At 63.2% G+C, this 24,582-nt stretch carries 26 protein-coding genes, 1 tRNA gene and 1 pseudogene; 13 read left to right on the top strand and 15 right to left on the bottom strand.

Annotated features, from left to right (window positions below):
- Positions 1-81: 81 nt before the first annotated feature.
- The gene (locus ACMGT0_RS16980) at positions 82-960 is read left to right on the top strand and encodes an EamA family transporter (protein ID WP_273820863.1); all 879 of its coding nucleotides are present in this window, start codon (positions 82-84) and stop codon (positions 958-960) included.
- A 7-nt stretch (positions 961-967) separates the two neighbouring features.
- Here the strand turns inward: ACMGT0_RS16980 and ACMGT0_RS16975 are convergent, their stop codons facing one another.
- Positions 968-2,098, bottom strand: coding sequence for a patatin-like phospholipase family protein (locus ACMGT0_RS16975; RefSeq protein ID WP_416769027.1), 1,131 nt, complete (start codon positions 2,096-2,098; stop codon positions 968-970).
- Between the two features lie 236 nt (positions 2,099-2,334).
- Entirely contained in the window at positions 2,335-3,087 is a 753-nt protein-coding gene (locus ACMGT0_RS16970; protein WP_054058855.1) for a DUF899 domain-containing protein, read from the bottom strand.
- A 242-nt stretch (positions 3,088-3,329) separates the two neighbouring features.
- Between ACMGT0_RS16970 and ACMGT0_RS16965 the strand changes: the two genes are divergently transcribed.
- The gene (locus tag ACMGT0_RS16965) at positions 3,330-3,755 is read left to right on the top strand and encodes a YciI family protein (RefSeq protein ID WP_416769026.1); all 426 of its coding nucleotides are present in this window, start codon (positions 3,330-3,332) and stop codon (positions 3,753-3,755) included.
- Positions 3,756-3,778: 23 nt separating this feature from the next.
- Positions 3,779-4,189, top strand: a complete 411-nt coding sequence (locus tag ACMGT0_RS16960; protein ID WP_054058853.1) for a VOC family protein — start codon at positions 3,779-3,781, stop codon at positions 4,187-4,189.
- A 133-nt stretch (positions 4,190-4,322) separates the two neighbouring features.
- Here the strand turns inward: ACMGT0_RS16960 and ACMGT0_RS16955 are convergent, their stop codons facing one another.
- From ACMGT0_RS16955 to ACMGT0_RS16940, 4 genes are all read right to left on the bottom strand, one after another.
- Complete coding sequence (locus tag ACMGT0_RS16955; RefSeq protein WP_054058852.1) at positions 4,323-4,511, bottom strand: hypothetical protein; 189 nt, start codon at positions 4,509-4,511, stop codon at positions 4,323-4,325.
- A 155-nt stretch (positions 4,512-4,666) separates the two neighbouring features.
- Entirely contained in the window at positions 4,667-5,146 is a 480-nt protein-coding gene (locus ACMGT0_RS16950; RefSeq protein ID WP_054063258.1) for a VOC family protein, read from the bottom strand.
- Between the two features lie 37 nt (positions 5,147-5,183).
- On the bottom strand, positions 5,184-6,362 hold the full coding sequence (locus ACMGT0_RS16945; RefSeq protein WP_416769025.1) for a cystathionine gamma-synthase: 1,179 nt from the start codon (positions 6,360-6,362) through the stop codon (positions 5,184-5,186).
- A complete protein-coding gene (locus tag ACMGT0_RS16940) occupies positions 6,359-7,735 on the bottom strand; it encodes a pyridoxal-phosphate dependent enzyme (protein WP_416769024.1) in 1,377 nt (458 codons plus the stop codon). Before ACMGT0_RS16940 ends, ACMGT0_RS16945 begins: the two co-directional genes overlap by 4 nt.
- Positions 7,736-8,049: 314 nt before the next feature.
- On the opposite strand from ACMGT0_RS16940, the gene ACMGT0_RS16935 reads away from it, so the two are divergent.
- A tRNA-Gln gene (locus ACMGT0_RS16935) sits at positions 8,050-8,124 on the top strand.
- Between the two features lie 197 nt (positions 8,125-8,321).
- Positions 8,322-9,055, top strand: a pseudogene (locus ACMGT0_RS16930) (CPBP family intramembrane glutamic endopeptidase).
- A gap of 16 nt (positions 9,056-9,071) precedes the next feature.
- On the opposite strand, the gene ACMGT0_RS16925 reads toward ACMGT0_RS16930, so the two are convergent.
- The 4 genes from ACMGT0_RS16925 to ACMGT0_RS16910 form a co-directional block, all read right to left on the bottom strand.
- Complete coding sequence (locus ACMGT0_RS16925; protein WP_416769023.1) at positions 9,072-9,818, bottom strand: creatininase family protein; 747 nt, start codon at positions 9,816-9,818, stop codon at positions 9,072-9,074.
- Between the two features lie 205 nt (positions 9,819-10,023).
- Complete coding sequence (locus ACMGT0_RS16920) at positions 10,024-11,022, bottom strand: bile acid:sodium symporter family protein (protein WP_054058846.1); 999 nt, start codon at positions 11,020-11,022, stop codon at positions 10,024-10,026.
- 265 nt (positions 11,023-11,287) lie between these two features.
- Positions 11,288-12,334, bottom strand: a complete 1,047-nt coding sequence (locus tag ACMGT0_RS16915) for an alginate lyase family protein (protein WP_416769022.1) — start codon at positions 12,332-12,334, stop codon at positions 11,288-11,290.
- A gap of 118 nt (positions 12,335-12,452) precedes the next feature.
- A complete protein-coding gene (locus ACMGT0_RS16910; protein ID WP_416769021.1) occupies positions 12,453-13,700 on the bottom strand; it encodes an MFS transporter in 1,248 nt (415 codons plus the stop codon).
- A gap of 73 nt (positions 13,701-13,773) precedes the next feature.
- Here ACMGT0_RS16910 and ACMGT0_RS16905 point away from each other — a divergent pair, with 73 nt between their 5' ends.
- Positions 13,774-14,463, top strand: a complete 690-nt coding sequence (locus ACMGT0_RS16905) for an ArsR/SmtB family transcription factor (protein ID WP_416769020.1) — start codon at positions 13,774-13,776, stop codon at positions 14,461-14,463.
- An 11-nt stretch (positions 14,464-14,474) separates the two neighbouring features.
- Here ACMGT0_RS16905 and ACMGT0_RS16900 read toward each other — a convergent pair whose 3' ends face one another.
- Together ACMGT0_RS16900 and ACMGT0_RS16895 are read right to left on the bottom strand one after the other, a co-directional pair.
- A complete protein-coding gene (locus tag ACMGT0_RS16900; RefSeq protein WP_416769019.1) occupies positions 14,475-14,864 on the bottom strand; it encodes a GNAT family N-acetyltransferase in 390 nt (129 codons plus the stop codon).
- A gap of 326 nt (positions 14,865-15,190) precedes the next feature.
- Positions 15,191-15,733: a cytochrome b gene (locus ACMGT0_RS16895; RefSeq protein ID WP_416769018.1), complete on the bottom strand. Its 543-nt coding sequence runs from the start codon at positions 15,731-15,733 to the stop codon at positions 15,191-15,193.
- A 211-nt stretch (positions 15,734-15,944) separates the two neighbouring features.
- Between ACMGT0_RS16895 and ACMGT0_RS16890 the strand changes: the two genes are divergently transcribed.
- Both ACMGT0_RS16890 and ACMGT0_RS16885 read left to right on the top strand, forming a co-directional pair.
- On the top strand, positions 15,945-16,172 hold the full coding sequence (locus ACMGT0_RS16890; protein ID WP_054058841.1) for a PLD nuclease N-terminal domain-containing protein: 228 nt from the start codon (positions 15,945-15,947) through the stop codon (positions 16,170-16,172).
- A gap of 126 nt (positions 16,173-16,298) precedes the next feature.
- Positions 16,299-17,807 carry a hypothetical protein gene (locus tag ACMGT0_RS16885; protein ID WP_416769017.1) on the top strand — a complete coding sequence of 503 codons (1,509 nt, stop codon included), beginning with the start codon at positions 16,299-16,301 and terminating at the stop codon, positions 17,805-17,807.
- A gap of 47 nt (positions 17,808-17,854) precedes the next feature.
- Here the strand turns inward: ACMGT0_RS16885 and ACMGT0_RS16880 are convergent, their stop codons facing one another.
- From ACMGT0_RS16880 to ACMGT0_RS16870, 3 genes are all read right to left on the bottom strand, one after another.
- The gene (locus ACMGT0_RS16880; protein ID WP_054058839.1) at positions 17,855-18,538 is read right to left on the bottom strand and encodes an amino acid ABC transporter permease; all 684 of its coding nucleotides are present in this window, start codon (positions 18,536-18,538) and stop codon (positions 17,855-17,857) included.
- A 3-nt stretch (positions 18,539-18,541) separates the two neighbouring features.
- Positions 18,542-19,270 (bottom strand): amino acid ABC transporter permease, encoded by a 729-nt coding sequence (locus ACMGT0_RS16875; protein WP_054058838.1) that lies wholly within the window; start codon positions 19,268-19,270, stop codon positions 18,542-18,544.
- 79 nt (positions 19,271-19,349) lie between these two features.
- Positions 19,350-20,156, bottom strand: a complete 807-nt coding sequence (locus tag ACMGT0_RS16870; RefSeq protein ID WP_054058837.1) for an ABC transporter substrate-binding protein — start codon at positions 20,154-20,156, stop codon at positions 19,350-19,352.
- A gap of 318 nt (positions 20,157-20,474) precedes the next feature.
- Here ACMGT0_RS16870 and ACMGT0_RS16865 point away from each other — a divergent pair, with 318 nt between their 5' ends.
- The 5 genes from ACMGT0_RS16865 (at position 20,475) to ACMGT0_RS16845 (ending at position 24,576) form a co-directional block, all read left to right on the top strand.
- The gene (locus ACMGT0_RS16865; RefSeq protein WP_054058836.1) at positions 20,475-21,512 is read left to right on the top strand and encodes an isopenicillin N synthase family dioxygenase; all 1,038 of its coding nucleotides are present in this window, start codon (positions 20,475-20,477) and stop codon (positions 21,510-21,512) included.
- Between the two features lie 28 nt (positions 21,513-21,540).
- Entirely contained in the window at positions 21,541-22,350 is an 810-nt protein-coding gene (locus tag ACMGT0_RS16860) for a MetQ/NlpA family ABC transporter substrate-binding protein (RefSeq protein ID WP_054058835.1), read from the top strand.
- Positions 22,347-23,126 (top strand): methionine ABC transporter ATP-binding protein, encoded by a 780-nt coding sequence (locus ACMGT0_RS16855; RefSeq protein WP_081005981.1) that lies wholly within the window; start codon positions 22,347-22,349, stop codon positions 23,124-23,126. Before ACMGT0_RS16860 ends, ACMGT0_RS16855 begins: the two co-directional genes overlap by 4 nt.
- The gene (locus ACMGT0_RS16850; protein WP_054063264.1) at positions 23,123-23,794 is read left to right on the top strand and encodes a methionine ABC transporter permease; all 672 of its coding nucleotides are present in this window, start codon (positions 23,123-23,125) and stop codon (positions 23,792-23,794) included. The genes ACMGT0_RS16855 and ACMGT0_RS16850 overlap by 4 nt, the downstream gene beginning before the upstream one ends.
- A gap of 275 nt (positions 23,795-24,069) precedes the next feature.
- The gene (locus ACMGT0_RS16845) at positions 24,070-24,576 is read left to right on the top strand and encodes a hypothetical protein (protein WP_081009871.1); all 507 of its coding nucleotides are present in this window, start codon (positions 24,070-24,072) and stop codon (positions 24,574-24,576) included.
- The last annotated feature ends 6 nt before the right edge of the window (positions 24,577-24,582 follow it).

Here is a 24,582-nt window from a genome sequence, read left to right as displayed (position 1 = left end):
TAAGCTGGAATCAGGAATATCAGCTTATTTGAATGTCGGCCGGCTGGCTAGGATAGGCGCTCATTGACAGGAGTTTTTGCCATGCAGGACAACGCCGCCGTACTGAACCCCCCAGTCGCACGCACCTCTCGCCGGAATCTGTTGCTGGCCGCGGGGCTGTGCGTGCTGTCGATGCTCTTCGTGCAATTCGGTGCGGCACTGTCGACACCAACCATGGACAGCTATGGAACCTTCAGTACCACCTGGTTGCGCCTGTGCTGGGCGGCGGCGATCCTGGGACTGCTGGTGCGTCCGCGGTTGCGCAGTTACTCGTGGTCGCGCTGGGGGGCCGCCGCCGGGCTGGGGCTGGCCATGGCGGTGATGACCAGCTGCTTTTTTGCCGCCATCCAACGCATTCCCCTGGGGCTGGCGATCGCCATCGAGTTTCTCGGGCCGCTGCTGGTGGCGAGCCTGGCCATCCGTCGTTGGCGGGCGCTGGTCTGGCCGTTCCTGGCGCTGCTGGGCGTACTGCTCCTGGCGCGTAATGACCAGGGCTGGGTCGGTGAACCCCTGGGGCTGCTGCTGGCCTTGGGTTCGGCGGCGGGCTGGGCCGGCTATATCCTGCTGATGAAACGGGTCGGCAGCTTGTTCTCGGGGTTTGAAGGACTGTCGGTGTCGCTGCTGGCCGCTGCCGTGATCACCGCACCCTTGGGGCTGTGGCAAAGCGGAGGGCACCTGCCGTGGCTGCAGGTGGCCAGTTGTGCCGGGCTGGCGCTGTTCGTACCGCTGCTGCCCTATGGCCTGGAGATGATCGCACTGCGGCGGATGCCAACCTCGGCGTTTGGCATCCTGATGAGTGTCGAACCGGCGGTCGGTGCATTGGCCGGCTACGTGGTGCTGAGCCAACCGATGGTGCCGCTGCAGTTCGCCGGCACCGCCCTGGTGGTCAGTGCCAGCCTGGGTGTGCTGGTGCTGCCTTGAGCGACGCTCAGGCCGGTTCCTGGGGGCGGCTTGTCGCCGATACTGCCGGCAACAGGCCGTATTGCCGGTCGGTGACCCGCGCCACGGCATGACCATGCCGGGCGATACGGTCGAAGACCTCGTTGCTCAGGCGATTCAGGCTGGTGGGGAAGCTTGCGGCAAACGCCGCATCGCTGCCTGCCGGCGCCTCGATCAGCGCGCTGGCGATGCCCAGGTAGCTGCCGCGTCCGGGCGCCTGGTCGAGGTATTCGACGAAGCTGCGTATCCGCAGGGCCCGGGACTGGTCGGACATGATGTCGGCCATGCGCTTGAGCCGCCAGGGGCTCAGTACGCCGGCCTGGAAGCCCGGCTTGAGTGGTGCGCCGGCATCACAGACGACGATCGGGTATTCGTAGCGTTTGCTGCGTCCGGTGGCCGCGTCGAAGAACGGCTCCAGGCCGAGGTTGTCGTAGACACCACCGTCATACAGGTGCAGCCTGGCGAAGGGCGGTTTGGTTGGCACCGCCGTGTTCAACGGCGCATCCCAGCCGCGTTGCATCCATTTGAAGCGCCGGCTGTCGAGCACCAGCGGGCCGATGCCGCCGGGAAATGCCGCCGAAACCGCCAGGGCCTCGGCCAACGGCATGTCGCTCGTGGCGGCGTAGCCGATGGAGTAGTCGCCCATGTTGCTGCGCTTGAAGCGAAAGCGCTTGCCGTTCTCGGCCGTGGTGCCGTTGATCGACCAGTCCGGCCGGCCACCGACCTGCGACAGCAGGCCATCCACGCCCCATTCGTTGCGCAGGCCCAACGCCAGCAGGTTGGCCCGCGACAGCAGGAAGCGCCAGTTCAGCGGATTGAGCAACTGGCGCAGGCCACTGAGCAGCAGGCTGCGTGAGCAGAGTTTTTCCCGCAGCAGCGGATACAGCCGCTGCAAGAACTGCGCCGAATCGGGCCACTGCCCGCCGTTCTCATGCAACAGCAGTCCCACCAGCAGGCTGCCACCGGAAACGGTCGAGAGCTGGCTGACCCGCTCCAGCGCCTGTTGTTCGGCCAGATACCTGAGTACCCCCAGATGAAACACCATGGCCCGGACACCGCCCCCCGAGAGGGCCAGGGCGAAATCCGAACGTTGACCAAGCGAGACGGCGGCAGAATCCATTGTTCCTCTCTGACAGGGGCTGATAGGGGAAAGAGTGCAGTAATAGCTTTTCGATATTAACCGTTCTGCTGACGAATGGTCGTGTTTGCCCGCCCAACCCCGGACTTTCGACCGGGGAGGGGAGCAAAGTCAGCATATTTTGTAGGACTGGTCTGAATTGCTGGTGACGGGCAGGCCCGGCATGAACTTGTCAGCGTACGCCGATCTTATGACGAACGTGGCAACAGGCTCATTGATTATTTATCGCCATGGGACCCGCAGCAGGCGTGCCGGGCACTGTCGGTGTAGCGATCATGGAACCGGACCCAGTTCATGATCGGGCCTTCGTTGCGTCCCTTGGGCGTCAGGTCGAGGAAGTTGTGCGCGCCGATCAGGATGTCCAGGCCTCGCGCATAGGTTGAATAGGTATGGAAGATCTCACCTTCGCTGTTGCGGTAGAACACGCTGAGCCCGGGCATTTCCTCGGCACCGCCGGCGAGGCGTTGGTAGTTGTAGTCGATCTGGCCGCTGGCCCGTTCCTCGGGCGAAAAGCTCACGCCGAAGTCGTGGTTGAAGTCGCTGCCGGCCGAGGACAGCCACTCGAACCGCCAGCCCATGCGCCGTCTGAAGGCCTGGAACCGGGCCCACGGCGCGTGGGAAATGGCAACGAACGCAACGTCGTGATGGGCCAGGTGCAGGTTGGCACCGTCGAAATGATCGGCCAGGAACGAACAGTGGGGGCAGCCCTCGGCCCAGCCGTCGCCGAACATGAAGTGATAGACGATCAACTGGCTGTGGTTGCCGAACAGGTCGGCCAGCCGTCGCGGGCCATCGGCACCTTCGAAGCGGTAGTCCTTGTCGACCCGCAGCCAGGGCAGGGCACGCCGCGCGGCGCTGAGCTGCTCGCGCTGACGGCTGAGGGCCTTCTCCTGGATCAGGTGTTCCCGACGCGCCGCCAGCCACTCCTGGCGCGATACCACGGCATGTTGTTCAACGTTGGGCTGGTTCATCACGAGGTTTCCTTGTGGTCGGTGCCGCCCGGCAAGGGCGCCGGGAAGCGGTGGGGGTACAGTTCTATGCTTAGTCGATTGGCGTCAGGCCTTCTCGACAGTCGCTTGTGGGCAACGTCTGAACCGGACCAGCGGCATTGCTGGAAAAATATTTTCAGCGGCCTGTCGATTCCGTGCCCGGCCGTTCGATTAACCCGTAGAGCCGCCACAGGGACGGCTCATCCACCATCAGGAGAACAGCCATGCGATTTATGGTGATCGTCAAGGCCAGCCCCGAATCGGAAGCCGGGGAAATGCCCAGCGCGCAACTGCTGGCCGCCATGGGCGCCTACAACGAGGAACTGGTGAAGGCCGGGGTGATGCTCGCCGCCGAGGGCCTGCATCCCAGTTCCAAAGGGGCCCGCGTACGCTTTTCCGGCAAGCAGCGTACGGTCGTGGAGGGTCCCTTCATCGAGACCAGGGAATTGATCGCCGGCTTCTGGATCTTCCAGGTCCAGTCGCTGCAGGAGGCCATCGATTGGGTCAAGCGCTGCCCGAACCCGATGGTCAGCGACAGCGATATCGAGATTCGCCAGATCTTCGAAGCCGAGGATTTCGGCGAATGCCTGACCCCCGAGTTGCGTGAGCAGGAAGAACGCCTGCGCACGCAGTTGTCCGGACAACCGTGAAACCTGACGACAGGAGATCCACCATGAGAATCATTCCCTACCTGACCTTCAACGGTGACTGCAAGGAAGCCTTCGCTCTGTACAAGCGCGTGCTGGGCGGCGAGCTGTTTTCGCTGTCCTTTGCCGATGCACCCGCGGAGGCTGAAGTGCCCAAGGACAGTGACAAGATTTTGCATGCCTGCCTGACCGTGGGCGGGTTCAGCCTGATGGCCTCGGACTGCCCGTCCGGCCAGCCGTTTCAGAAACCGCAGGGGGTATCGGTCTCCCTCAACGTCGACAGCGCCGCCGAGGCCGAGCGGTTGTTCAAGGGGCTGAGCGAGGGCGGCAAGGTTTTCATGCCGCTGGCGAAAACTTTCTGGGCTGAACGTTTTGCCATGTTCGAGGATCGTTTCGGCGTGGCCTGGATGGTCAACTACGAAGGGGCCAAGTCGTAACCCCGCACTCTTCCGGATTGCACGGTCTTGTGCCGGACCGGAGACTTGTGGGAGCGGGCTCGCCCGCGAAGCGTTTAGCGGTCCTGAGGACCCGTTCGCGGGCAAGCCCGCTCCCACTATCGAATCCTGCGGGTCAGGCGGTCTTGCGCCGCTCGACCCCGGTCGGACTGCCCAGGTCGGCCATTCGACGTTCGATCAATACATTGCGCAGGGCCTGACGCGAAGGTGCGTCCAGTTGGTGCGCGCGCAGATTGAGTTCCAGCAGAATCGGGGTGGACCAGTTGCGGTAGGTGCGTTCGGCCATCAGTACGGGGGTCGTCATTGATTTCTCCTTGAACAATGGTTTGCCGGGCAAACGGGGATTCCATGAGTTGCCAAGGCTAGTAGAGAACCCAAAATGGTGCATGCGATGTCCGACGGCTGGCATTGTGCAATCGTGCTGTTCGTCGGATATCGCCCTTGTCCCGAAAACACCGCTCAGCCCTTGAGGGCCGCCTCGATCACGGCGATGTCGATCTTGCCCATCCCCATCATTGCGTCGAATGCGCGCCTGGCCGCCGCCGGGTCCGGATGGCTGATCGCCGCGGTCAGCGCACGTGGCGTGATCTGCCACGACAACCCCCATTTATCCTTGCACCAGCCGCAGGCACTTTCCTGCCCGCCATGGCTGACGATCGCCTGCCACAGCCGGTCGGTTTCGGCCTGGTCGTCGGTCGCCACCTGGAAGGAGAAGGCCTCGCTATGGGGGAAGGTCGGGCCGCCGTTGAGGCCCAGGCAGGGGATGCCCATGACCGTGAACTCGACGGTCAGGACATCGCCCTGTTTTCCCGAGGGGTAGTCGCGGGGAGCACGGTGGACTGCGGTCACCGAACTGTCGGGGAAGGTCTGGGCATAGAAGGTCGCGGCTTCCAGTGCCGTGCCGTCGAACCAGAGGCAGATGGTGTTTTTGCTGGGCATGCCGATACTCCTCGGTTGATGGTCGGGAGGTTGTGTTTCAGATCCGTGCCAGGGCCTGTGCCAGGTCGGCCCGCAGATCCTCGACGTCCTCCACGCCCACCGACAGACGTACCAGCGCATCGCCGATCCCCAGTTGGGCGCGTGTCGCTGGAGGGATGGTGGCATGGGTCATGATCGCCGGGTGCTCGATCAGGCTTTCCACGCCACCCAGGCTTTCGGCCAGGGCAAAGATCCGCACGTTTTCCAGAAAGCGTCGCGAACCGGCCAGGTCGGTTTTCAGATCGACGCTGATCATCCCGCCAAAGCCGCGCATCTGTCGACGCGCCAGTTCGTGCTGCGGATGGGACGGCAGGCCGGGGTAATGCACCCGCGCCACCTGTGGCTGGCGTTCCAGCCAGGTCGCCAGTTCCAGGGCGTTGCTGCAATGGCGCTCCATGCGCAGCGCCAGGGTCTTCACGCCGCGCAGGGTCAGGAAGGCATCGAAGGGCCCGGAAATGGCCCCCACCGCGTTCTGCAGGAAACCCAGGCGGTCGGCCAGTTCGGTATTCTGCCCCACCACCGCGATGCCGCCGATCACGTCGGAATGGCCGTTCAGGTACTTGGTGGTCGAATGCACGACGATATCGAAACCCAACTCCAACGGCCGCTGGATCCAGGGACTGGCAAAGGTATTGTCGGCGACGCAGAGGATGCCCCGGTCACGGCACAGGCGGGCAACGGCCGCCAGGTCGGTGAGGCTCAGCAGGGGATTGCTCGGCGTCTCGATCCAGACCATCCGTGTATCTGCCTGCAAGGCCGTCTCCAGCGCATCGGGGACGGTCAGGTCGACGAAGCTGAATCGATGCCCGGCGCTGCGCTGGCGCACCTTGTCGAACAGGCGGAAGGTGCCGCCATACAGGTCGTTGCCGGAGACCACATGGGCACCGGCGTCGAGCAGTTCGAGCACGGTGGAGATAGCCGCCAGCCCGGAAGCAAAGGCGAAGGCCCGGCTGCCGCCTTCCAGGTCCGCCACGCAACGCTCCAGGGCAAAACGCGTGGGGTTGTGCGAGCGGCCGTAGTCGAAGCCCTTGTGCACCCCGGGGCTGTCCTGCAGGTAGGTGGAGTTGGCGTAGATCGGCGGCATCAACGCCCCGGTGGTCGGGTCAGGCGCCTGACCGGCATGGATCACCCGGGTGGCGAAGGCGCGGCTGGCCGCGGATTGGTCGTGCTGGCTCATGCGAGGGATCTCCGCAGGTGATTGAGCAGGTCGAAGCGGGTGATCAGGCCGTGGAAGCCCGAAGCGTCGGCGATGATCGCCACCAGCCCGCGGTCCAGTTCAGCCTGCAGTTCGGCGAGGCTGGCGCCGGGCGAGAGGGTCTGCAACTGGTCGGTCATGACGCTGGCGACACTCAGGCGGAAATGCGCGGCATCGTCATGCATGCCGAGCAGGATGTCGGACTCGTCGATGACCCCGACCAGTCGTTGCCCATCGACCAGTACCGGCAGTTGCGAAACGTCCGCCAGGCGCATGCGCTGGAAGGCGGTCAGCAGGGTATCGTCCGGGCCGACGCTGATCACCCGGCCGTCCTCGAAGCGGCGGGCGATCAGGTCGCGCAGGTCGCCGTAGCGCTTGACCTGCAGCAGGCCCTGGTCGTTCATCCACTGGTCGTTGTAGACCTTGGACAGGTAGCGGGTGCCGGTGTCGCAGACGAAGGTGACGACGCGCTTGGGCCGGGTCTGCTCGCGACAGTAGCGCAGTGCCGCCGCCAGCAGGGTACCGGTCGAGGAACCGCCGAGAATGCCTTCGGCGCGCAGCAACTGGCGGGCGTGGTCGAAACTTTCCTCGTCGGTGATCGAATAGGCCTGGCGCACGCTGGAGAGGTCGGCAATCGACGGAATGAAATCCTCGCCGATCCCTTCCACCGCCCACGAGCCGGCCGTGCCGAGGGTACCGCTGCGGCTGTATTCGGCGACCACCGAACCCAGCGGGTCGGCCAGCACCATCGCCAGGTTCGGCTGCACGCGCTGGAAGAACCGGGTCAGCCCGGTGAGGGTGCCGGCCGAACCGACGCCGACGACGATGGCGTCGACGTCATGCTGGGTCTGCGCCCAGATCTCCGGTGCGGTACTGGTTTCGTGGGCCAGCGGGTTGGCCGGGTTGTTGAACTGGTCGGTGAAAAAGGAGTCGGGAATTTCCCTGGCCAGCCGGGCGGCGACATCCTGGTAGTACTCGGGATGGCCCTTGCCGACGTCGGAGCGGGTGATATGCACCTCGGCGCCCATGGCCTTGAGGTGCAGGACCTTCTCGGTGGACATCTTGTCCGGTACCACCAGTACCACCCGATAGCCCTTGGCCCGGCCCACCAGCGCCAGGCCCAGGCCGGTGTTGCCGGCAGTGGCCTCGATGATGGTCGAGCCCGGGCGCAGCCGGCCGTCGCGCTCGGCGGCATCGATCATGGCCAGGCCGACCCGATCCTTGATCGAGCCGCCGGGGTTTTGCGATTCGAGCTTGAGAAACAGCGTACAGGGGCCGGTGTCGAAACGGCTGACCCGGACCAGCGGTGTATTGCCGATCAGTTCGAGCACGGCGGGGCGGGAATTGTTCTGCATGTCTTCACCTCGTTACGGATGGCTTCGTATTGGATGGACAGCGGCCCGGGGAGCGGGTTGTGAAGGAGTGGTGTTTGGACCATAGGTCGGGATTGCGCCGATCGCAAACGGGCGGGGGCAGGGTGTTTTGTCCAGGGGCGTGCCATCAGGGAATGGCGGTCTGCTGGCCACCCATAAATAAGTAGCTGTATTCAAAGAATTTTTTTATCTGATGGGGCTTCCCATCGCGAATAAAGGTTGATACATTTGTCCTCGTTGTCGCAGTGGCCCGCCAGGGTCGCCAAGGAAAGCGACAATGTCAGCTTCAAATCTACAGGGGCGTCGCCAAGCGGTAAGGCAGCAGGTTTTGATCCTGCCATGCGTTGGTTCGAATCCAGCCGCCCCTGCCATTTTATCTCTTCTCAAGTTTTTATTTTCAGACTGATTACAGTCCTGAATTCCGTTTCCCCGATTGAATGCACGCTACGGATATCTGCACGCTGGCGAGCTTCCACAGGGAATCACGCCACATTCAGGATTGTTCGCACAGCCGGAAACTTGCTAAAACGGACGCCTCTCACTGCGCGCCGATACCAGGGATGGCCGAATGATCCATGACGGACTCGTCGTTCTGATCCACTACGGGCTTTACCTGATACCCGGCCTGCTGCTTTGCGGGTTCTGGTTTGGCCTGGTGCCTGGGACCCAGCCGGCCCTGCGCATCATGATCCTGCTGCTGACCTTCGTGCTGCTGCGCGACGCGATGACGCCGCTGGGCCTGTGGTCGCTCAGCGGCGACCTGCAGATCGGCTTTATCGCCAATCCGTTCGTGCTGACCGTGCTCGGTGGCTTGTCCCTGGGGCTGATGGCGCTATTGGCCTGGCGGGTGCCGTCGTTGTGGCAACGGGTTGTGTGGTTCAGGGCAACCGTATTGCCGGGCCGGTGCTGGGTGTCGCTATCGGCTGCCTGATCGGCTTGCCGTTGCGGCTGTATCAGGGCATCGAACCGGCCGCGATCGCCGGCTACTGGAGCTGGTTCCCCGCAATGCTGGTGCTGGCCTATGGCGCCAATGCGCTGGAGGAGGTGCTGTTTCGCGGGTTCCTGCAAGGCTATCTGGAGCAGCAGGTGTCGCTGCTGCGGGCGGCGTTGATCAGTGCCGTGGCGTTTTCCGCCTGTCATGCCTTCCTGGCGCTGACGGTTACCCAACTGGGTTGGCCGGTGCTGCTCTTCACCCTGCTGGAGGGGCTGGCTTGTGCGCTGGTTCGCATGCGCCATGGCGTGCTGGCTTCGACGGCGACTCATGGCACGGCGATCCTGCTGATTGCCGTGCCAATGCTCTAGTTCAGGCCAGCCGTCACTACGGGAGTGCTTCGCGGCTGAAGGCTTGCACTTCCTTCACCAGGCTCTGTGCCGCCAGGTGCACCAGAGCGCCGCCCTTTTCCACGCTGGCCAGGGCCGGGTCGGAGCCCATGCGGCCATCCGGGAAGCGTGCACGGAAGTCGAGCGCTTCGCGGATCGGCCCGGTGTTGGCGATCTGCGGCGAGTACTCGGCCGACTTGATGGCGTCCGGATAGGCCCACTGCGTCACAGCGATCTCCGAAGGCGTGGCGTGGCTGCCGTGGCCGGTCGGGAACTGCTCACGAGCCAATTCGCCGACGCCCTCAAGGTCCCACCAGTTGCACAGCTTCAGGGCGAAACCGGCGCGGCGCCTGGCGAAACTGGCTTCGGCATACAGTTCGGAGAACGCTGCCTCGATCGAGGCGATGTTGCCGCCGTGGCCGTTGAGAAACAGGATCTTCTCGAAGCCGTGACCGGCCAGGGAGCGTACCCAGTCGCCGATGGCGGCGATGAAGGTCGACGGCCGCAGCGAGATGGTGCCTGGAAACGCCAGGTGGTGTTGAGCCATGCCGATGTTGAAGGTCGGAGCGATGAGGATATCGGCGCTTTTCTGCGCCTCATGGGCAATGATCTGCGGACACATCCAGTCGGTCCCCAGCAGCCCGGTGGGGCCATGCTGCTCGTTGGAGCCGATGGGTACGACGATGGTACGGCTGCGTTCGAGAAACTGGCCGATCTCGGTCCAGGTCGACAGGTGCAGAAGCATTGGATTTCCTCATGGCTGCTTGTTATGTACGGCACATGCTGCACCGCTGTCGCTGACTCGGCAAGGGTACTGCCGATCCGGTCCACCGTCCCTGCGGGAACCGGAAATGCCTTCTGTGGGAGATTCTAGGGTTCTGCGCGAGGCTTGGGGGCCTTTTCGCGGGCAAGCCACGCTCCTACAGTCAGGGGGTGACCCTGGCAGGGCTTCAAGGATCGACCTGGCCCATCAGTTCGCCAACTGACTCCGGGCGCTTGGCGTAGCGCTGGGCCAGCACCGCGCAGACCATCAGCTGGATCTGGTGGAACAGCATCAGCGGCAGGATCAGCACGCCGATGGTACTGCCGGCGAACAGCACCTGGGCCATGGGTACGCCGGTGGCCAGGCTCTTCTTCGAACCGCAGAACAGGATGGTGATACGGTCTTCCTGGTCGAAGCCGAAGGCCTTGCCCAGCAGGGTCGACGCTGCCAGAACCAGCCCCAGCACCACACAGCAGACCACCACCAGGCCGGCCAGGTCGCGGACGGGGATCTGGTGCCAGATGCCTTCGTTCACCGCTTCGCTGAAGGCGCTGTAGACCACCAGCAGGATCGAACCCTGGTCGACGAACTTCAGCCAGCTCTTGTTGCGGCCGACCCAGGCGCCGATCCAGCGCCGGGCGATCTGGCCGGCAATGAACGGCAGCAGCAGTTGCACGCTGATCTTCACGATGGCATCGAGGGTGGAGCTACCCTCGCCATGCACATTCAGCAGCAGGGTCACCAGCAGCGGCGTGAGGAAAATGCCGAACAGGCTGGAGGCCGCCGCGCTGCAGATCGCCGCCGGTACGTTGCCTCGGGCCAGGGAAGTGAAGGCGATCGCCGATTGCACCGTGGCGGGCAGGGCGCAGAGGTAGAGCATGCCCATGTACAACGAGTCGCCGATCAGCGGCGAGAGCACCGGCTTGAGCGCCAGGCCCAGCAGCGGGAACAGCACGAAAGTCAGGCCGAACACCAGCAGGTGCAGGCGCCAGTGGCCGGCACCGGCGAGGATCGATTCGCGCGAGAGCTTGGCGCCGTGCAGGAAGAACAGCAGGGCGATGGCGATGTTGGTCAGCCAGCCGAAACCGACCGCCACCTGGCCACTGGCGGGCAGGAGGCTGGCGAGAATCACCACGCTGATCAGTGTCAGGGTGAAGTTGTCGGGCAGGAAGCGGGGTCGGGTCATGGGGGGCGTTATCCGGGGACAGAAACAGTATGGGCACTTTAGCCGGTTCGATGCCTTCCGACTAACGCCAATAAGTCCCTGGATATCGCCTAACGGACACCTGTCCGGAAACACCCCTGGTCTGAGCCGTGTGCGATCCCCGTGGGTGCGGCTTGCCGGCGCTCCGCGATGGGCGGCAAGCCTGCTCGGTGATTGAAGCCGTCGGGTCGATTGCTATCGCCAGCAAGCCGGCTCCCCCAGGGACCTTGCAAACATCGCGGGTCACCTATTTCAGGTAGCAGGCGCCCAGCCAATCCGGCGGGTTGGGCGCCAGTTGCCGGGCGAGCGGCAGATAACGCTGGTCCAGCTGTGCCGCCAGCCAATACAACTGGCTGCTGCTTTTCGGTTCCCAGCTACCGCTGTAGCCGCTTTCGCCAACACCTGCACGGTCACGGTCGAATTTCACGGTGGTATGGACGAACTCCTGGTGGCTGCGTTGTCCGCTGGCGTAGGTCGTGAGCCAGTCGAGCGAGTGCGCCAGCCAAGCGCCGCCTGGTGTGCGGTAGTCCAGCCAGTTGCCGCCGATGCCGTAGGGGCGGGCCGCCAGCGCGGCCTGGACCAGTGGCTCTAGGTCATAGACGACGTAGTGCAGGGCATCGCGCTCCTTGAAGTCGGTAACGGAGCCATCGGGCAGCAGGTTATCGGCGACCTGTTGGCGAAAGAGCCCGAAGGCCTGCCTGAGCATCTGGCGGTCAGCCAGCGCGGCTGCAGCCAGGGTAACGAGCTTGACCCGATGGCTCTGCCAGTTGTTGGTATGGGTCCCCCCCTTGGCGCCATGGAACTGGGCGACCTGGGCCAGGTAGCCATTGCCGAGGTTGCGCAGGAAGGCGCGACTGGTCTCGCGGGTCTGCGGCCGCAACTGTCCGGCGGTCAGCGTGTAGGCCTCGATCAGTTGCTCAAGTTGGGTCTCGTCGATCGGATTGAAATCCGGCTGATAGGTGCTGAACCAGGCCGCGAGGCCTTCATCGACCTGCTTCAGATAGCGTGGATCCCCGCTCAGGCGCCAGGCCAGTGCTGCCCGACGCAGGATCGGCCAGTCCCTCTCGGCGGCAATGCTCTGTTCGCGTATGCCCTGGCCTGGCAGGGTTCCTTCGGTGTGCAGACGGGCCAGCGGTTGGGGCGTGGCGCTCAGTTGCCGACTCGCCGCAGCCAGTAGTTGCCTGGCAGACGGACTGCTGGCGGAGGGTTGGCAGACACTGGCGATCCCGGAACCGCCGGGGTCCGGTTCCACGGCAGCGAAGGCGGCGCTCGAGAGTGCGGTGCACAGCACCATGCAAAATCTCAATCCGGCATGTGCCTTGCGGCGAGCAGTCAGTGACACGTTCCATTCCGGTGTTTGAGGGGCGACGCGGAAAATCTAGCACGGCGTGGTTCTCGGCAAGATGAAAGGATCAGGCCGTCGGTTCATGTAGCAGAGGCCTTTGTTCCTGTCTGCCCAACTGCAGGGAGAGGATCGCCAAGCCCTGGACCATAGCCGCGCAGCCCAGCAGCAGAAGTTCCCCCTGTGCGGCGCCGGCCAGGCTCTTGAGCGCACCGAACAAGGCCGGCGCAAAGGCATAGCAGCCTTGGGCCGTGGCAACGATCAGCGTGACCACTCGCTGGGTCTGCGCCCCTGGAAACTCCACTTGTGCAATCAGCGGTGGCAGCGAGGTGGCGTTGCCGATGCCTACGCCGAACAGGATGACCCCGACCCACAGCGACTCGGGGAAAGCTCCCAGCCCAGTCAGCACCAGGCAGCCGAGCAGTTGGCAACCGTAGCTCAGGCAGGCGACGTTGCGGCGATTCGCCCCCGCTGGCATCAGCCAGCCCACCAGTGTGCGACCTGCGATTGCGCTTGCCGTTGCCAATCCCATCGCCAGCCCGGCACGGGTCTCGCTGACATGCCCGGTCAGGATGAGAAACAGGTGAGTGACCAGCCCGATCTGGGCGAACAGGCCCAGCGACATGGCCACCGCCAGGGTGACGAAGCGACGATCGCGCCAGAGCGAGGTGGTTACGGCCATGGGGGCAACGGCTGGCTGCACGGGCGGTTGTGCGGCACCGTCGGCATACTGCCCGAGCATTTCCGGACGGAACCTGAACACCGTGATTGCCAGCACGGCAATGGTCGCCGTCGACACGCTGGCAATCACGAGGGCCGCCTGGCTGAAGCCGATCCGCTCGATCAGGTACACCCAGGCCGAGGAGAAAATCACGCCGCCGATACTTGCGCCGTTATAGGCCGTTGCCAGGGCGGATGGGCGCTTGAGCACAAACCAGGGAGAGATGAGCGCATTGACGGCGGCCGCGCCGAGCGTGACCCAGCCCAGGCCGCTCAGGGTCGCGGCGATGAACAGTTGGTAGGGCTGGGCGGCGATGGACCAGCCGTAGATGCCGACGCCCAGCAGCACCGAACCCAGCACGGTGGTGAGAGGAAGTCCGAGGCCCCTGTAGAGCCGGGGCAGATTCACCACTACCAGGATTCCCGCGAGGAAATGCAGGGTAACTGCCGCCGAACACAGTGGCAGGGGCCAACCGGTGCGCTGGATCACCGCGTGAAGGAAGATCGGCGGCCCATAGAAACCGATACCCCAGCCAAACACCGCCATCAGGAAGGTCGCTGCCACGACCTTTCGGCCAAAAAAATTCGCTTGTTTCATGAATGCATCCTTTCAACAGGTTTTTGGCGAGTATGATGCGCGCTGACAGAGATACTTCATGTAATGGTGAACTATGGATGCAGAAACAACTGACCTGTCCCTGGCAGCCGTCGCCGGTGCGATCGCCGATCCGGCACGGGCACGAATGCTCTGCAGCCTGCTCGATGGTCATGCACGTACGGCCACGGAACTGGCGGCCGTGGCTGATATCGGTGCGTCTTCGGCCAGCGGGCACTTTCTGCGCCTGCGTGAGCAGGGACTGGTTGAAATGCTGGTGCAGGGCAGGCATCGCTACTATCGCCTGGCCAATTCCCAGGTGGCTCGGGCCCTGGAGGCGCTATTGGCAATCAGCGCCCGCGATGTGGTGCCGTTCCAGTCGGCAACGCCTTCAACCTTGCGGCAGGCCAGGACCTGCTATGACCACATCGCGGGAGAGGTCGCCGTCAGGCTGCATGACGCGCTGTTACGAGGAAACTGGATCGAGGCTGCGGGCAGGGATTACCGCTTGACGGCACAGGGAACCAGCGCCCTGGTTCGTTTGGGCATCGATGTCGAGGCGGTGTCCCGCCAGCGCCGACGCCTGGCCTATCCCTGCCTGGACTGGAGCGAACGTTCCCCGCATATCGGTGGGGCGTTGGGGGCGGCGTTGCTGGAGTTGCTGCTCAAGCGTGGCTGGGTCAGCCGTCATCTTGATTCACGCGCCCTGAGTCTGACGTCCAAGGGCGCCAAGGGGTTGGATAAGGCGTTTGGGATGAGTGATTGAGAGATCCACAATCATCCAACCGATATTTCCAGTATCTCGTCTCCAGCTTCATCCAGCGTGCCTGTCGAGGTCCAGCCCAGGTGCCGGTAGAAACCGTAGGAGCGTACGCTCGGGTCGCTGGCACATGCCAGGAACAAGCGCTTGAACCCTTGATCTCGCAAGGTATCGGTCATCATCGCCAGCAGGTGTTTACCGATGCCCTGGCCCTCGTAGGCGGGTAGCAGGGCCAGCACGGTGATTTCCCCGGTATCCCGTTCACCAAAACAGTAGCCGACGATCTGGCCGTCCACGCAGGCGACGAAGCCGGGAGCGCTGCCGTCCAGGATGCCTGCGCTCCAGGACTCGACGGTGATCCCCAGGGCGCGCAGATCCTCCTCGGTGAACGCATTTTCTCTCGTCAACCCGCGGATCCTGATGCAGGTCGATGAATCAGCCGGTTCGGCGCGGCGGAAGGTTAGATGGGGCACCAGGCAAATCCTCTCGGTTCGGGCTGTCTTGTCACAGGATGAGAAACCGCTCGACCACTTTTGCGGACAAGTGGTTGATAGGCAATTTGCGTTAGTAAATAGGCAACAGCCGATCCTCTACAAGCCTCGGGATGATGGAATTACATTGTTTTTCAATGTTTAACAGACGGCTACACGCTGGTAACAGGTGAAGGGGAAAGTAGGTTGCGTGAGCAGGTTTCGAGCCCAGCCTGAGTGGCCGGTTCAACGTTGCAGGGATGTCATCGGTTTTCCGGGCGAGGTTGGCGATTGAGCATCCTGCCCAATACCGATCTTCCCATCAGCTGATGTTGCACCACCGCCAGCAGGTGCAGCGCAACCAATCCGCCGAGCAGTGCGCACATGACATGGTGTTCCTGATGCAGTTGCAGCAACGCGGATCTGGAATGGACCCACTGTGGCAACTCGAACAGATCGAGTATCTCCACCGGGTGATTCATCATCAGCACCCCCGTGACCAGCACGGCAGTCACCGTGGCATAGATCGCCACATGGGCAAGCCCGGCCAGGCGAGCCTGCCAGCCACGGTGGGCGGGGTGCGCGGGGGCCTTTATCGCGAGCCAGAGACGCCAGGCGAAAAACGGGATGAAAAGGCTGGTGAGTTGAGGGTTGAACGACTCGACCCATTGCCGAAATGGCGCGTGCTGATCCAGCAGGGTCACGCCGAAGCCGCTGAAGGTCGCCCACAGGATCACGGCGGCAGATAACCAGTGCAGGAAGATGCGGGGTTTGGAATAGATGCCTGTTTCGCTGTCCTTGAGCATGGGCGTGGGGTAGTGGGAATGCTGAGTCAACGGGATGCCTTTTAGGAAATGAGTCTGATTCTCATGGGTGGCAAAAGGATATCTCTCTGAGCATGGGCTGTAAATTCCGACGATTCGCGCGGATTTCGGGAGTGAGGCGCAAACCCCATGAAATCCGAATGAACCCTCGCCACTGGCTCCTACCTAACGTCAGACACAAGGGAGGAAAACCATGCAAATCGAATATGTCTGGATCGCCCTGGCGGTGGTGGTGTTGCTGGTCGAGTTGTGGGCCATCAGGAGTGTGCTCAGGAGCGGACGGAGCGCCGGCACCAAGGGATTATGGATCGTCGTGCTGATCTGGGTGCCGGTGCTGGGCCTGGTGCTCTGGTTCTTCATCGGGCCGAAGGAGCCGACCCGGGAATTGCCGGCTACCGGACAGGGAAGGGGGTCGTTGTAGAGTGGCGACTTGTAGAGTGGCGATTCGTATCATCCGCTATTTGTGAACGGGGTCGCCTGGCGCCGATAGGCGGCCCGACGGGTGTGAGTCTAAGATGTGCACCCCAATCGCCGAGGAAGGCCGCTGATGCAATCCCCATTCGATCCACGGCTTCATGTCGATTGGAAAATACCTGGCGGCGAGCTGCTCGCGCTGTTCCAGCATTACTATCCCCAGATCAGCGTATTTTCCGGCGCAGGGTTCGAGGCGCTGCTGGATGAATTGTCCAACGAAATGGCTGAAGTCTGCCTGCAGGCCCTGGTGCCCCTGTTGGCGCAGCAGGGCTACGACGTGTGGAACCTGGATGCCGGAGCCGATGACTATCGGCCGGTCATCGTGCCTGTTGAACAACGCCAGGCCTTTGCCCGGTACTGGGAGAAGGACCACGGCGAGCCAAGGCTCACCCCGACCTTGATCGGCGCACAACAGCCGTCCGTGCCCGAGCCCGACAAGGCCAGGGGCAAGCGCCGCAAGCTGAACTGGCTGCAGGAGGTGCACCACTATCCGGGCGCCACCTACGTTGACGAGACCCACTACATCAACGGTTGGGCCTCGATCACCGAGCAGGACGAAGAGCACTGGCAGTGTTTCCTGATCAATTACAACCCATGGCCGCCGACCGAACAGGACATGCTCGAGCACCGAGCCGATGGCACGGACGGGGCGGACCTGCAACTCATCCATGCCAGCCCCGAGCGCAGCCTGTGGAAGCGCCGCGTCAAGAGGGGGGAACGCCACGGCGAAGACCGGTTCCGCTATGAAACCTGCCAGGGGCAGGCGATCCAGCCTTTCGGTCCGGCGGGGGTGGATTGGCCGGAGTGCGAGTGGACCACCCTGGTCATGGATTCGCGGATATTCGAACGCCAGCGCCTGTATGAGCCGGAACACCTCACGCGTATCTGGCGTATCACCGCGGACTCCAGTGAGGTGATTTTCGAGTACCCGGATGACGTGGCGATCCTGCAGATCGGCTCCCGTCGTTTGCTGTTCATGCAATACAACGGGCCGCGATGCTGGATCTGGGATGAGGAGCAGCCGGGCCAGGCCGCGGCTGCCCGGCCGATGCCCGCAGGCGGTGCCCAGGACTGGGCCTCCAGCCTGTACCTGGGCAACGACGAAGTGCTGCTGTTCAGCCAGGGCCAGCGCCAGAATCCGGAGGATGCGGGTTGGGGCGAGCGGGTATTGGAGGCATGGCGTTTCAACTTCGTGACCGGCAGCGCGAGCAGGGCGGTGCTGGATGGGTTTGGCAGCGAGATGCGCCAGCAGACACAGTATTTCGTCACGCAGCCCAAGCGCACGATCACGCTGCGCACCTTCCATGGCAGGGTGCAGGCTTGCCGTGGGCACGGCGATTGGTGGGTGCTGAACTATCAGTCCAACAGTTTCGGCACACGGACCATCGCCTGGTTCTGGAACCAGAGCAGCAACCGGGTGCTCAAGCTGTCGTCCAGGGATATTCCACGGGTCGAGCCGACGATTCGCTACCTGCCGACCCAGGATCGTTACCTGGCGTTCGAACGGGATTTCGTCGCACGGCTGCCGGCGTTTGCCGAGATGGTCGAGGCCAAGGGCTGTGAGGTGCTGGTCTTCGAATAGTCGGTGAAAGCCCGCTCCCACAGGAGAGCGAGCTGCAGTGCCTGGGCTTATCGAGTGGTTGCCTGCTTGCGGGTCAGCACACCCGCCAGCAGATCGAGGCCGGTACAGAACACGAAATACACCAGCGCCACGAACACAAAGATTTCCGTCGGATGAACCATCACCCGGTTGCTCACCTGCGTCGCCACGAACGACAGCTCGCCCACGCCGATCACATACGCCAGCGACGTGTCCTTGATCAGTGAGATCCACTGGTTGAGGAACGACGGCAGCATGATCGGCAACGCCTGGGGCAGGATGATCAGGCGCATGACCTGTACCGGCCGCATGCCCAGTGCCCGTGCCGCGGCCCACTGGCCGGCCGGCAGGCTCTGGATACCGGCGTGCACCGAGTACGCCAGGTACGCGCCGCCGATCAGCGACAGGGCACAGACCACGGTGAACAGCGCCGGGATGTCGAAGTGGAACAGAATCGGCAGCAGGAAGTAGCTCCAGAAGATCAGCATCAGCACCGGGATCGCCCGCAGGAAACCCAGTACCGCAATCAATAGACCTTTCGGCCAGCCTTTGACGGTGCTCAGGGCAATGCCCAGCACCAGGCCGAGGATGGCCGCGCTGACGCCGGACAGCACGCTCAGCACCAGGGTCAGCGCGGCGCCGCCCAGCGGGCCGTTGGGGTAGGCGCCGAGCAGGAAGTAGTCGAGGTTGTCGGTGATGACGGAAAAGTCCATGGTTCATGCCGCTCCCTGGCGATAACGGCGGGTCTGGCGGATCCACTGGCCCGCCGCTTCGATCAGCGCGATGCTGAAGATGTAGAGCAGGGTGGCGAAGCCGAACGCCTGGAAGGTCTTGAAGGTCTCGGTCTCGACCTGGCGCGAGGCGTAGGACAGCTCGGCCAGGCCGATGGCCATGGTCAGCGAGGAGTTCTTCAGGGCGTTCATGTATTGCCCGAGCAAGGGCCCCAGGGCCGTGCGCAGGGCCTGCGGCAATACCACGTAGCGCCACACCTGTGCCGGGCGCAGGCCCATGGCCAGGCCGGCTTCGCGCTGTTGCGGACGCACCGAGGCGACGCCGGCGCGGAACTCTTCGGCGATAAACGCCGAGGTGTAGAGCATCAGCCCCCAGAAACCGGCGATGAATTCGAAGGACGGCCAGTCGAGGGTCATGCCGGCGACGCTCACCTCATGGGGCAGGTTGAGCCAGGTCACCAGCTCTTCGGGCAGCAGCGCGCTGACGCCGAAGTACCAGAAGAACAGTTGTACCAGCAGCGGAGTGTTGCGCAGCAGCGCCAGGTAGCCACGTGCAGGCCAGGCCAGCCAGCGCGAGCCGGACAGGCGTGCCAGGCACACCAGAAAGCCCAGCCCGGTCGCCACCAGGCAGACCACGGCGGACAGCGCCAGGGTCAGGACAAATCCATCGAACAGCCATTTCAGGTACTGCGGGCCGAGCAATTCACCAAACATCGATCACGGTGTCCATCCAGAAGACAAAGAGCCCGCACGGCGAACCGGGCAGGCTGTGGGGGTACGGCGGGGAGGGCGATCAGCTCTTGTCGCCGATCTTGTACAGGCGCGCCAGCGGGGTCTTGGTGTCGGGACCGAACCAGGTGTCGTAGATCTTCTGCGCCTGGCCCTTGGCTTCCAGTTCCACCAGGGTCTGGTTGACCAGGTCGGTCAGGGCGGTTTCGCCCTTGGGAATGCCGACGCCGATCAGGTCGTTGGAGATGGTGAAGGGCGGTACTTCGTACTTGTCCTTGTCCGGCACGTTGGCCAGCAGGCCGATCAGTTTCGGGCCGTCCTGGGTGATGGCCTGGACGTTGCCGTTGCGCAGGGCGGTGAAGGCGAACGGCGTGTCGTCGTAGGCGACGACCTTGGCACCGGGGAATTTCTCGCGCAGCACGCCTTCGTTGACGGTGCCCTTGTCGACGCCGACGCGCCACTTGTTCAGGTCGTCGCGGGACTTGAGAGTGCCTTTCTTGACGATGAACTGCTGGCCTGAACTGAAGTAGGGAATGCTGAAATTGACCTGCTCGGCCCGCTCCGGGGTGATGGTGAAGTTGGCCAGCACCAGGTCGACCTTGTTGGCGACCAGCAACGGCACGCGGTTGGCCGGGTTGGTCGGTTGCAGTTGCAGTTTCACGCCGAGCTTGTCGGCGATGGCCTTGGCGTAATCCACGTCCAGGCCTTCGATCTGCTTGGTCTTGGCGTCGATGAAGCCGAATGGCGGGTTGCTGTCGAACGCGGCGACACGCAGGACGCCGGATTTCCTGATGTCTTCCAGGCGGTCGGCGTGGGCCAGGCCCGAGACGATCGCGAGAGTAAGGGCAGTGAGGGCAGTCAGTTTTTTCATGGGGTTCTCAACACTTGATGGATGATTCGGCGCCGAGTCTTGCAGCCCAACGACTGAACGACAAAAGAATATAAAAGAATGATTTGATATCTTTTGGGTATAAGTCGATTTTCCGGGCCTCTTTCCAGGCTTTCCCCGTAACTCGCGTTCCAGAGCCTTCCGGCCCGGCCGGGGAAGGAGCCTGCGACGCCCACCTGATCATGACGAGCCGATCGACAGCGAAACTAAGCTAATTCTAAAAAGATATTTATTGATGATTTTTAAGATCAGATAGTTTGAATAGAAAGCCCCATCCGTTCCGATCACAGGGAGTGAAACATGCCGCAGCCGTTGGACATCACCGCATTACCGCTGCTGGACCTCTCGGCGCTCGATGGCAACGCCGAACAACGCCAGGACTTCCTCGATGCGCTGCGTCACGCGGCACGGGACGTTGGCTTCTTCTACCTGACCGGTCATGGCGTCGACAGCGGCCTGCTGCGGCAGGTCCAGGAACATGCCCGGCAGTTCTTCGCCTTGCCCGACGAGGAAAAGGCCGCCGTCGGCATGATCCATTCGCCGCATTTCCGTGGCTACAACCGCGCTGCGTCGGAGATCACCCGGGGCCAGCCGGACCTGCGCGAACAGTTCGATGTCGGCGCCGAACGCCAGGCGCTCGCGGTGGACGCAAACACGCCGACCTGGGCCCGCCTGCAGGGGCCGAACCTGTGGCCGCAGGCGTTGCCGCAACTCAAGCCGCTGCTGCTCGAATGGCAGCAGGCCATGACCGGCATGTCACTGCGCCTGCTGCGGGCCTTCGCCGAGGCGCTGTCGTTGCCCGAAGGGGCCTTCGACCCGTTGTATGGCGACAAGCCCAACGAACATATCAAGCTGATCCGTTACCCCGGTCGCGCGGCGAACGAGAGCAACCAGGGCGTCGGAGCCCACAAGGACTCCGGCTTCCTCAGTTTCCTGCTGCAGGACCGGCAGGCCGGCCTACAGGTGGAAGTCGAGGAGGGCCGCTGGATCGATGCACTGCCCCGGGACAACACCCTGGTGGTGAACATCGGCGAGTTGCTGGAACTGGCCACCAATGGCTACCTGCGTGCCACGGTACACCGTGTGCAGTCGCCGCCGGCGGGCAGCGAGCGGCTGTCGATCGCCTTCTTCCTCGGTGCGCAACTGGATGCGGTGGTGCCGCTGTACCCGCTGCCGACCGCCTTGTTGCGCGAGGCCCGCGGACCGGCCAGCGATCCGGACAACCCGTTGTTCCGCGACGTCGGCTGGAACTACCTCAAGGGCCGCCTGCGTTCGCACCCCGATGTCGCCCAACGTTTCTATGCCGATGCACTGGCGCCCAAGGCCGTCAGCGCCTGACCCCTACACCCGATCAAGGACTATCAGCATGTTGAAAAAAACCGCATCGACCCTGGCGGTCTGGGCCGGACTTTGCTCTTCGTTCACCGCCCTGGCGGCCGAGCCCTTGCGGGTGGCCGCCGACCCGGTGCCCCATGCGCAGATCCTCGCCTATGTGCAGAAGCTCGACCCGCAACTGAACCTCAAGGTCATCGAGATCCCCAACGGCGTGAACTCCAACGAGTTGCTGGCCCATGGCGATGTCGATGCCAACTACTTCCAGCACCTGCCGTACCTGCACTCCCAGGAACAGGCCCTGGGCCAGAAGTTCGCCGTGGCGGCGACCGTGCACATCGAGCCGCTGGGGATCTATTCACATCGGCACAAAAGCTTCGACCAGGTACCGCCAAAGGGCACTGTGGCCGTACCCAACAACGTCACCAACCTCAGCCGTGCGCTGTACCTGTTGCAGGACAACGGCCTGATCAGGCTCAAGCCCGGCTTCAACAACCCGGCCACCGACCAGGCCACGCCCAAGGACATCGCCGAGAATCCGAAGCAGTTGAAGATCCTCGAAATCGAGTCGCCGCAGATACCGCGTGCCCTGGACGACGTGGACCTGGCGGTGATCAACGGCAACTACGCGTTGGAAGCCGGGTTATCGCCGGCCAGGGATGCCCTGGGCCTGGAGAAGGCCGGCAACAACCCGTACGCCAATATCGTGGTGACCACGCCGAAACTGCAGGATGACCCGCGTATCCAGCAGCTGGCCAGGGATCTGGTTTCGCCGCAGGTGGCGAAGTTCATCGAGGACAACTACGCCGGATCGGTGATCCCGGTCGCGGGCAACGTGCAATGATCCGCGTCGAGCAGTTGAGCAAACGCTATGGCGATGGCCCGGCGGTCCTCGACCAGGTGTCGCTGAGCATTCCGGACGGTTCGATCTACGGTATCGTCGGTCGCAGTGGCGCCGGCAAGTCGACCCTGCTGCGCTGCCTCAATCTGCTCGAGCGTCCGACTGCGGGGCGGGTGGTGGTCGATGGCCAGGACCTGGCCGCGCTGTCCGACCGCGAGCTGCGTCGCCACCGCCAGCGCATCGGCATGATCTTCCAGGGCTTCAACCTGCTGCATTCGCGCACGGTTTTCGACAATGTCGCCGTGCCCCTGGAAATCGCCGGCATCGCCAGGGCCGAGCGCCAGGCGCGGGTGGGTGAGTTGCTGGAACTGGTGGGGCTGGCGGACAAGGCGCAGGCCTTTCCCTCGCAACTGTCCGGTGGGCAGAAACAGCGGGTAGGCATTGCCCGCGCGCTGGCGGCACGCCCGGCGTATCTGCTGTCGGACGAGGCCACCAGTGCGCTGGACCCGGAAACCACCGAGTCGATCCTGCAACTGCTGCGCGACATCAACCATCGCCTGGGCCTGACCATCGTACTGATCACCCATGAACTGGACGTGGTCCGCTCGATCTGCGACCACGCGGCCTCCCTGGCCCATGGCCGGCTGCTGGAGTCCGGTCCGTTGCCGCGGCTGCTGGCGGACCCGGACTCCGCCCTGGGGCGCTCGTTGCGCCCGGCCGCCCCTCCGCACTTCGACGATGAAGTGCGCACACCGAGCCTGAGGTTGGCACTGCCATGAACCGCACGATCGATTGGAGCGAGATTTTCCAGCTGGTGCTCAATGCCACTGGCGAGACCCTCTACATGGTGCTGCTGGCCGGGTTGTTCACCCTGCTGATCGGCCTGCCGCTGGGGGTGCTGCTGTTCGTCACCCGCCGCAACGGCCTGTATCCGCTGCCGCGGTTGAACGGCAGCCTGGCGGCGCTGGTCAACCTGGGGCGGTCGCTGCCGTTCGTGGTGATGCTGATTGCGCTGATCCCGCTGACCCGGCTGGTCGTCGGCACCACTCTGGGCAGCACCGCCGCCGTGGTGCCGATCACCATCGGTGCCTTTCCGTTCTTTGCCCGCATTGTCGAAAGTGCACTGGATGAGGTCGAGAAGGGGCGGATCGAAGCCATCCTGTCCATGGGCGGCGACATTCGCCATGTGATCCTCAAGGTGCTGCTGCCCGAATCGTTGCCGGCGCTGCTCGCCGGTGTGACGCTGACCCTGGTGATGCTGATCGGCTTTTCCTCAATGGCCGGGGTCATCGGTGGCGGCGGCCTGGGTGACCTGGCCATCCGCTACGGTTACCAGCGTTTCAACAACGAGGTGATGGTGGCCACGGTGGTGGTGCTGGTGATTCTGGTGCAGGGTGTACAGAGCCTGGGCGACCGTCTGGTGCGCTCCCTGGCCCATCGGCGTTGAGAATTTCCCCGCTGCTTAGACTGATTATTTCTTTCGGTTATTTGTATAGCGCTTGCAAGCATATCCATGACGCCTGAAGCGCTGCTGGAATCGCTCTCTCGTCTGCCTAGGCAGCAAAGTCGCTGCCATGACGGATATCTCTCCATAAAAGGCAGCGCAACGGTCGTTTCGGCAGTCGTTTCTGCTGCTTGATCGGCGTCTTGTCGTCTGTGGGGCATTCCCTAGAATCCGCCCCATCCGCTTCATCCAACTATCGAAGATCAGGGAGCTCCACCATGATGAATGCCATGCAGATGCAAATGCCGATGAACACCATGCCGATGATGCCAGCCATGGGCATGCCGATGATGATGGCGACCATGACCTGCGAAATGATGGATGACGGCATGCTGTGCAAGATGATGCCGGCAGCGGGCATGGACATGGCGATGTTCCGCAACAGCGCGCAAATGATGCAGATGATGATGGACTGCGGCATGCCGATGATGATGCACTGCGCCAACATGAGCATGATGTGCATGTCCCAGACCGCAATGGCGATGCCGATGATGAACGGCATGATGCCCATGCCGATGATGGGCATGCCGATGCCATCGATGAAGTGCGTGATGGAATGCTCCATGCAGGGCGACGCCATGATGTGCAAGGTCATGCCGATGGCCGGCATGAACATGGACATGATGAAGAGCTGCTGCACCCTGATGATGAAGCTGATGAACGATTGCGGCATGCCGATGATGATGAGCTGCAACGGCATGCCGTTGATGTGCTGCACCTGCTGATCGCTG

The sequence above is a fragment of the Pseudomonas sp. RHF3.3-3 genome (assembly GCF_048069595.1).
Lineage (GTDB): Bacteria > Pseudomonadota > Gammaproteobacteria > Pseudomonadales > Pseudomonadaceae > Aquipseudomonas > Aquipseudomonas fuscovaginae_B.
The sequence above is the reverse complement of the archived record's forward strand: the minus strand, read 5'-3'. Positions and strand labels throughout refer to the sequence as shown.

Coding starts and splice junctions, on each gene's coding strand:
- ACMGT0_RS16950 (WP_054063258.1), bottom strand. CDS start 5,146: ATGCCCAGCAAAAACACCATCTGCCTCTGGTTCGACGGCACGGCACTG.
- ACMGT0_RS16945 (WP_416769025.1), bottom strand. CDS start 6,362: ATGAGCCAGCACGACCAATCCGCGGCCAGCCGCGCCTTCGCCACCCGG.
- ACMGT0_RS16845 (WP_081009871.1), top strand. CDS start 24,070: ATGATGAATGCCATGCAGATGCAAATGCCGATGAACACCATGCCGATG.
- ACMGT0_RS16860 (WP_054058835.1), top strand. CDS start 21,541: ATGTTGAAAAAAACCGCATCGACCCTGGCGGTCTGGGCCGGACTTTGC.
- ACMGT0_RS16980 (WP_273820863.1), top strand. CDS start 82: ATGCAGGACAACGCCGCCGTACTGAACCCCCCAGTCGCACGCACCTCT.
- ACMGT0_RS16940 (WP_416769024.1), bottom strand. CDS start 7,735: ATGCAGAACAATTCCCGCCCCGCCGTGCTCGAACTGATCGGCAATACA.
- ACMGT0_RS16885 (WP_416769017.1), top strand. CDS start 16,299: ATGCAATCCCCATTCGATCCACGGCTTCATGTCGATTGGAAAATACCT.
- ACMGT0_RS16915 (WP_416769022.1), bottom strand. CDS start 12,334: ATGGTGCTGTGCACCGCACTCTCGAGCGCCGCCTTCGCTGCCGTGGAA.
- ACMGT0_RS16850 (WP_054063264.1), top strand. CDS start 23,123: ATGAACCGCACGATCGATTGGAGCGAGATTTTCCAGCTGGTGCTCAAT.
- ACMGT0_RS16880 (WP_054058839.1), bottom strand. CDS start 18,538: ATGGACTTTTCCGTCATCACCGACAACCTCGACTACTTCCTGCTCGGC.
- ACMGT0_RS16905 (WP_416769020.1), top strand. CDS start 13,774: ATGGATGCAGAAACAACTGACCTGTCCCTGGCAGCCGTCGCCGGTGCG.
- ACMGT0_RS16870 (WP_054058837.1), bottom strand. CDS start 20,156: ATGAAAAAACTGACTGCCCTCACTGCCCTTACTCTCGCGATCGTCTCG.
- ACMGT0_RS16890 (WP_054058841.1), top strand. CDS start 15,945: ATGCAAATCGAATATGTCTGGATCGCCCTGGCGGTGGTGGTGTTGCTG.
- ACMGT0_RS16865 (WP_054058836.1), top strand. CDS start 20,475: ATGCCGCAGCCGTTGGACATCACCGCATTACCGCTGCTGGACCTCTCG.
- ACMGT0_RS16925 (WP_416769023.1), bottom strand. CDS start 9,818: ATGCTTCTGCACCTGTCGACCTGGACCGAGATCGGCCAGTTTCTCGAA.
- ACMGT0_RS16895 (WP_416769018.1), bottom strand. CDS start 15,733: ATGCTCAAGGACAGCGAAACAGGCATCTATTCCAAACCCCGCATCTTC.
- ACMGT0_RS16875 (WP_054058838.1), bottom strand. CDS start 19,270: ATGTTTGGTGAATTGCTCGGCCCGCAGTACCTGAAATGGCTGTTCGAT.
- ACMGT0_RS16975 (WP_416769027.1), bottom strand. CDS start 2,098: ATGGATTCTGCCGCCGTCTCGCTTGGTCAACGTTCGGATTTCGCCCTG.
- ACMGT0_RS16970 (WP_054058855.1), bottom strand. CDS start 3,087: ATGAACCAGCCCAACGTTGAACAACATGCCGTGGTATCGCGCCAGGAG.
- ACMGT0_RS16855 (WP_081005981.1), top strand. CDS start 22,347: ATGATCCGCGTCGAGCAGTTGAGCAAACGCTATGGCGATGGCCCGGCG.
- ACMGT0_RS16910 (WP_416769021.1), bottom strand. CDS start 13,700: ATGAAACAAGCGAATTTTTTTGGCCGAAAGGTCGTGGCAGCGACCTTC.
- ACMGT0_RS16960 (WP_054058853.1), top strand. CDS start 3,779: ATGAGAATCATTCCCTACCTGACCTTCAACGGTGACTGCAAGGAAGCC.
- ACMGT0_RS16955 (WP_054058852.1), bottom strand. CDS start 4,511: ATGACGACCCCCGTACTGATGGCCGAACGCACCTACCGCAACTGGTCC.
- ACMGT0_RS16920 (WP_054058846.1), bottom strand. CDS start 11,022: ATGACCCGACCCCGCTTCCTGCCCGACAACTTCACCCTGACACTGATC.
- ACMGT0_RS16965 (WP_416769026.1), top strand. CDS start 3,330: ATGCGATTTATGGTGATCGTCAAGGCCAGCCCCGAATCGGAAGCCGGG.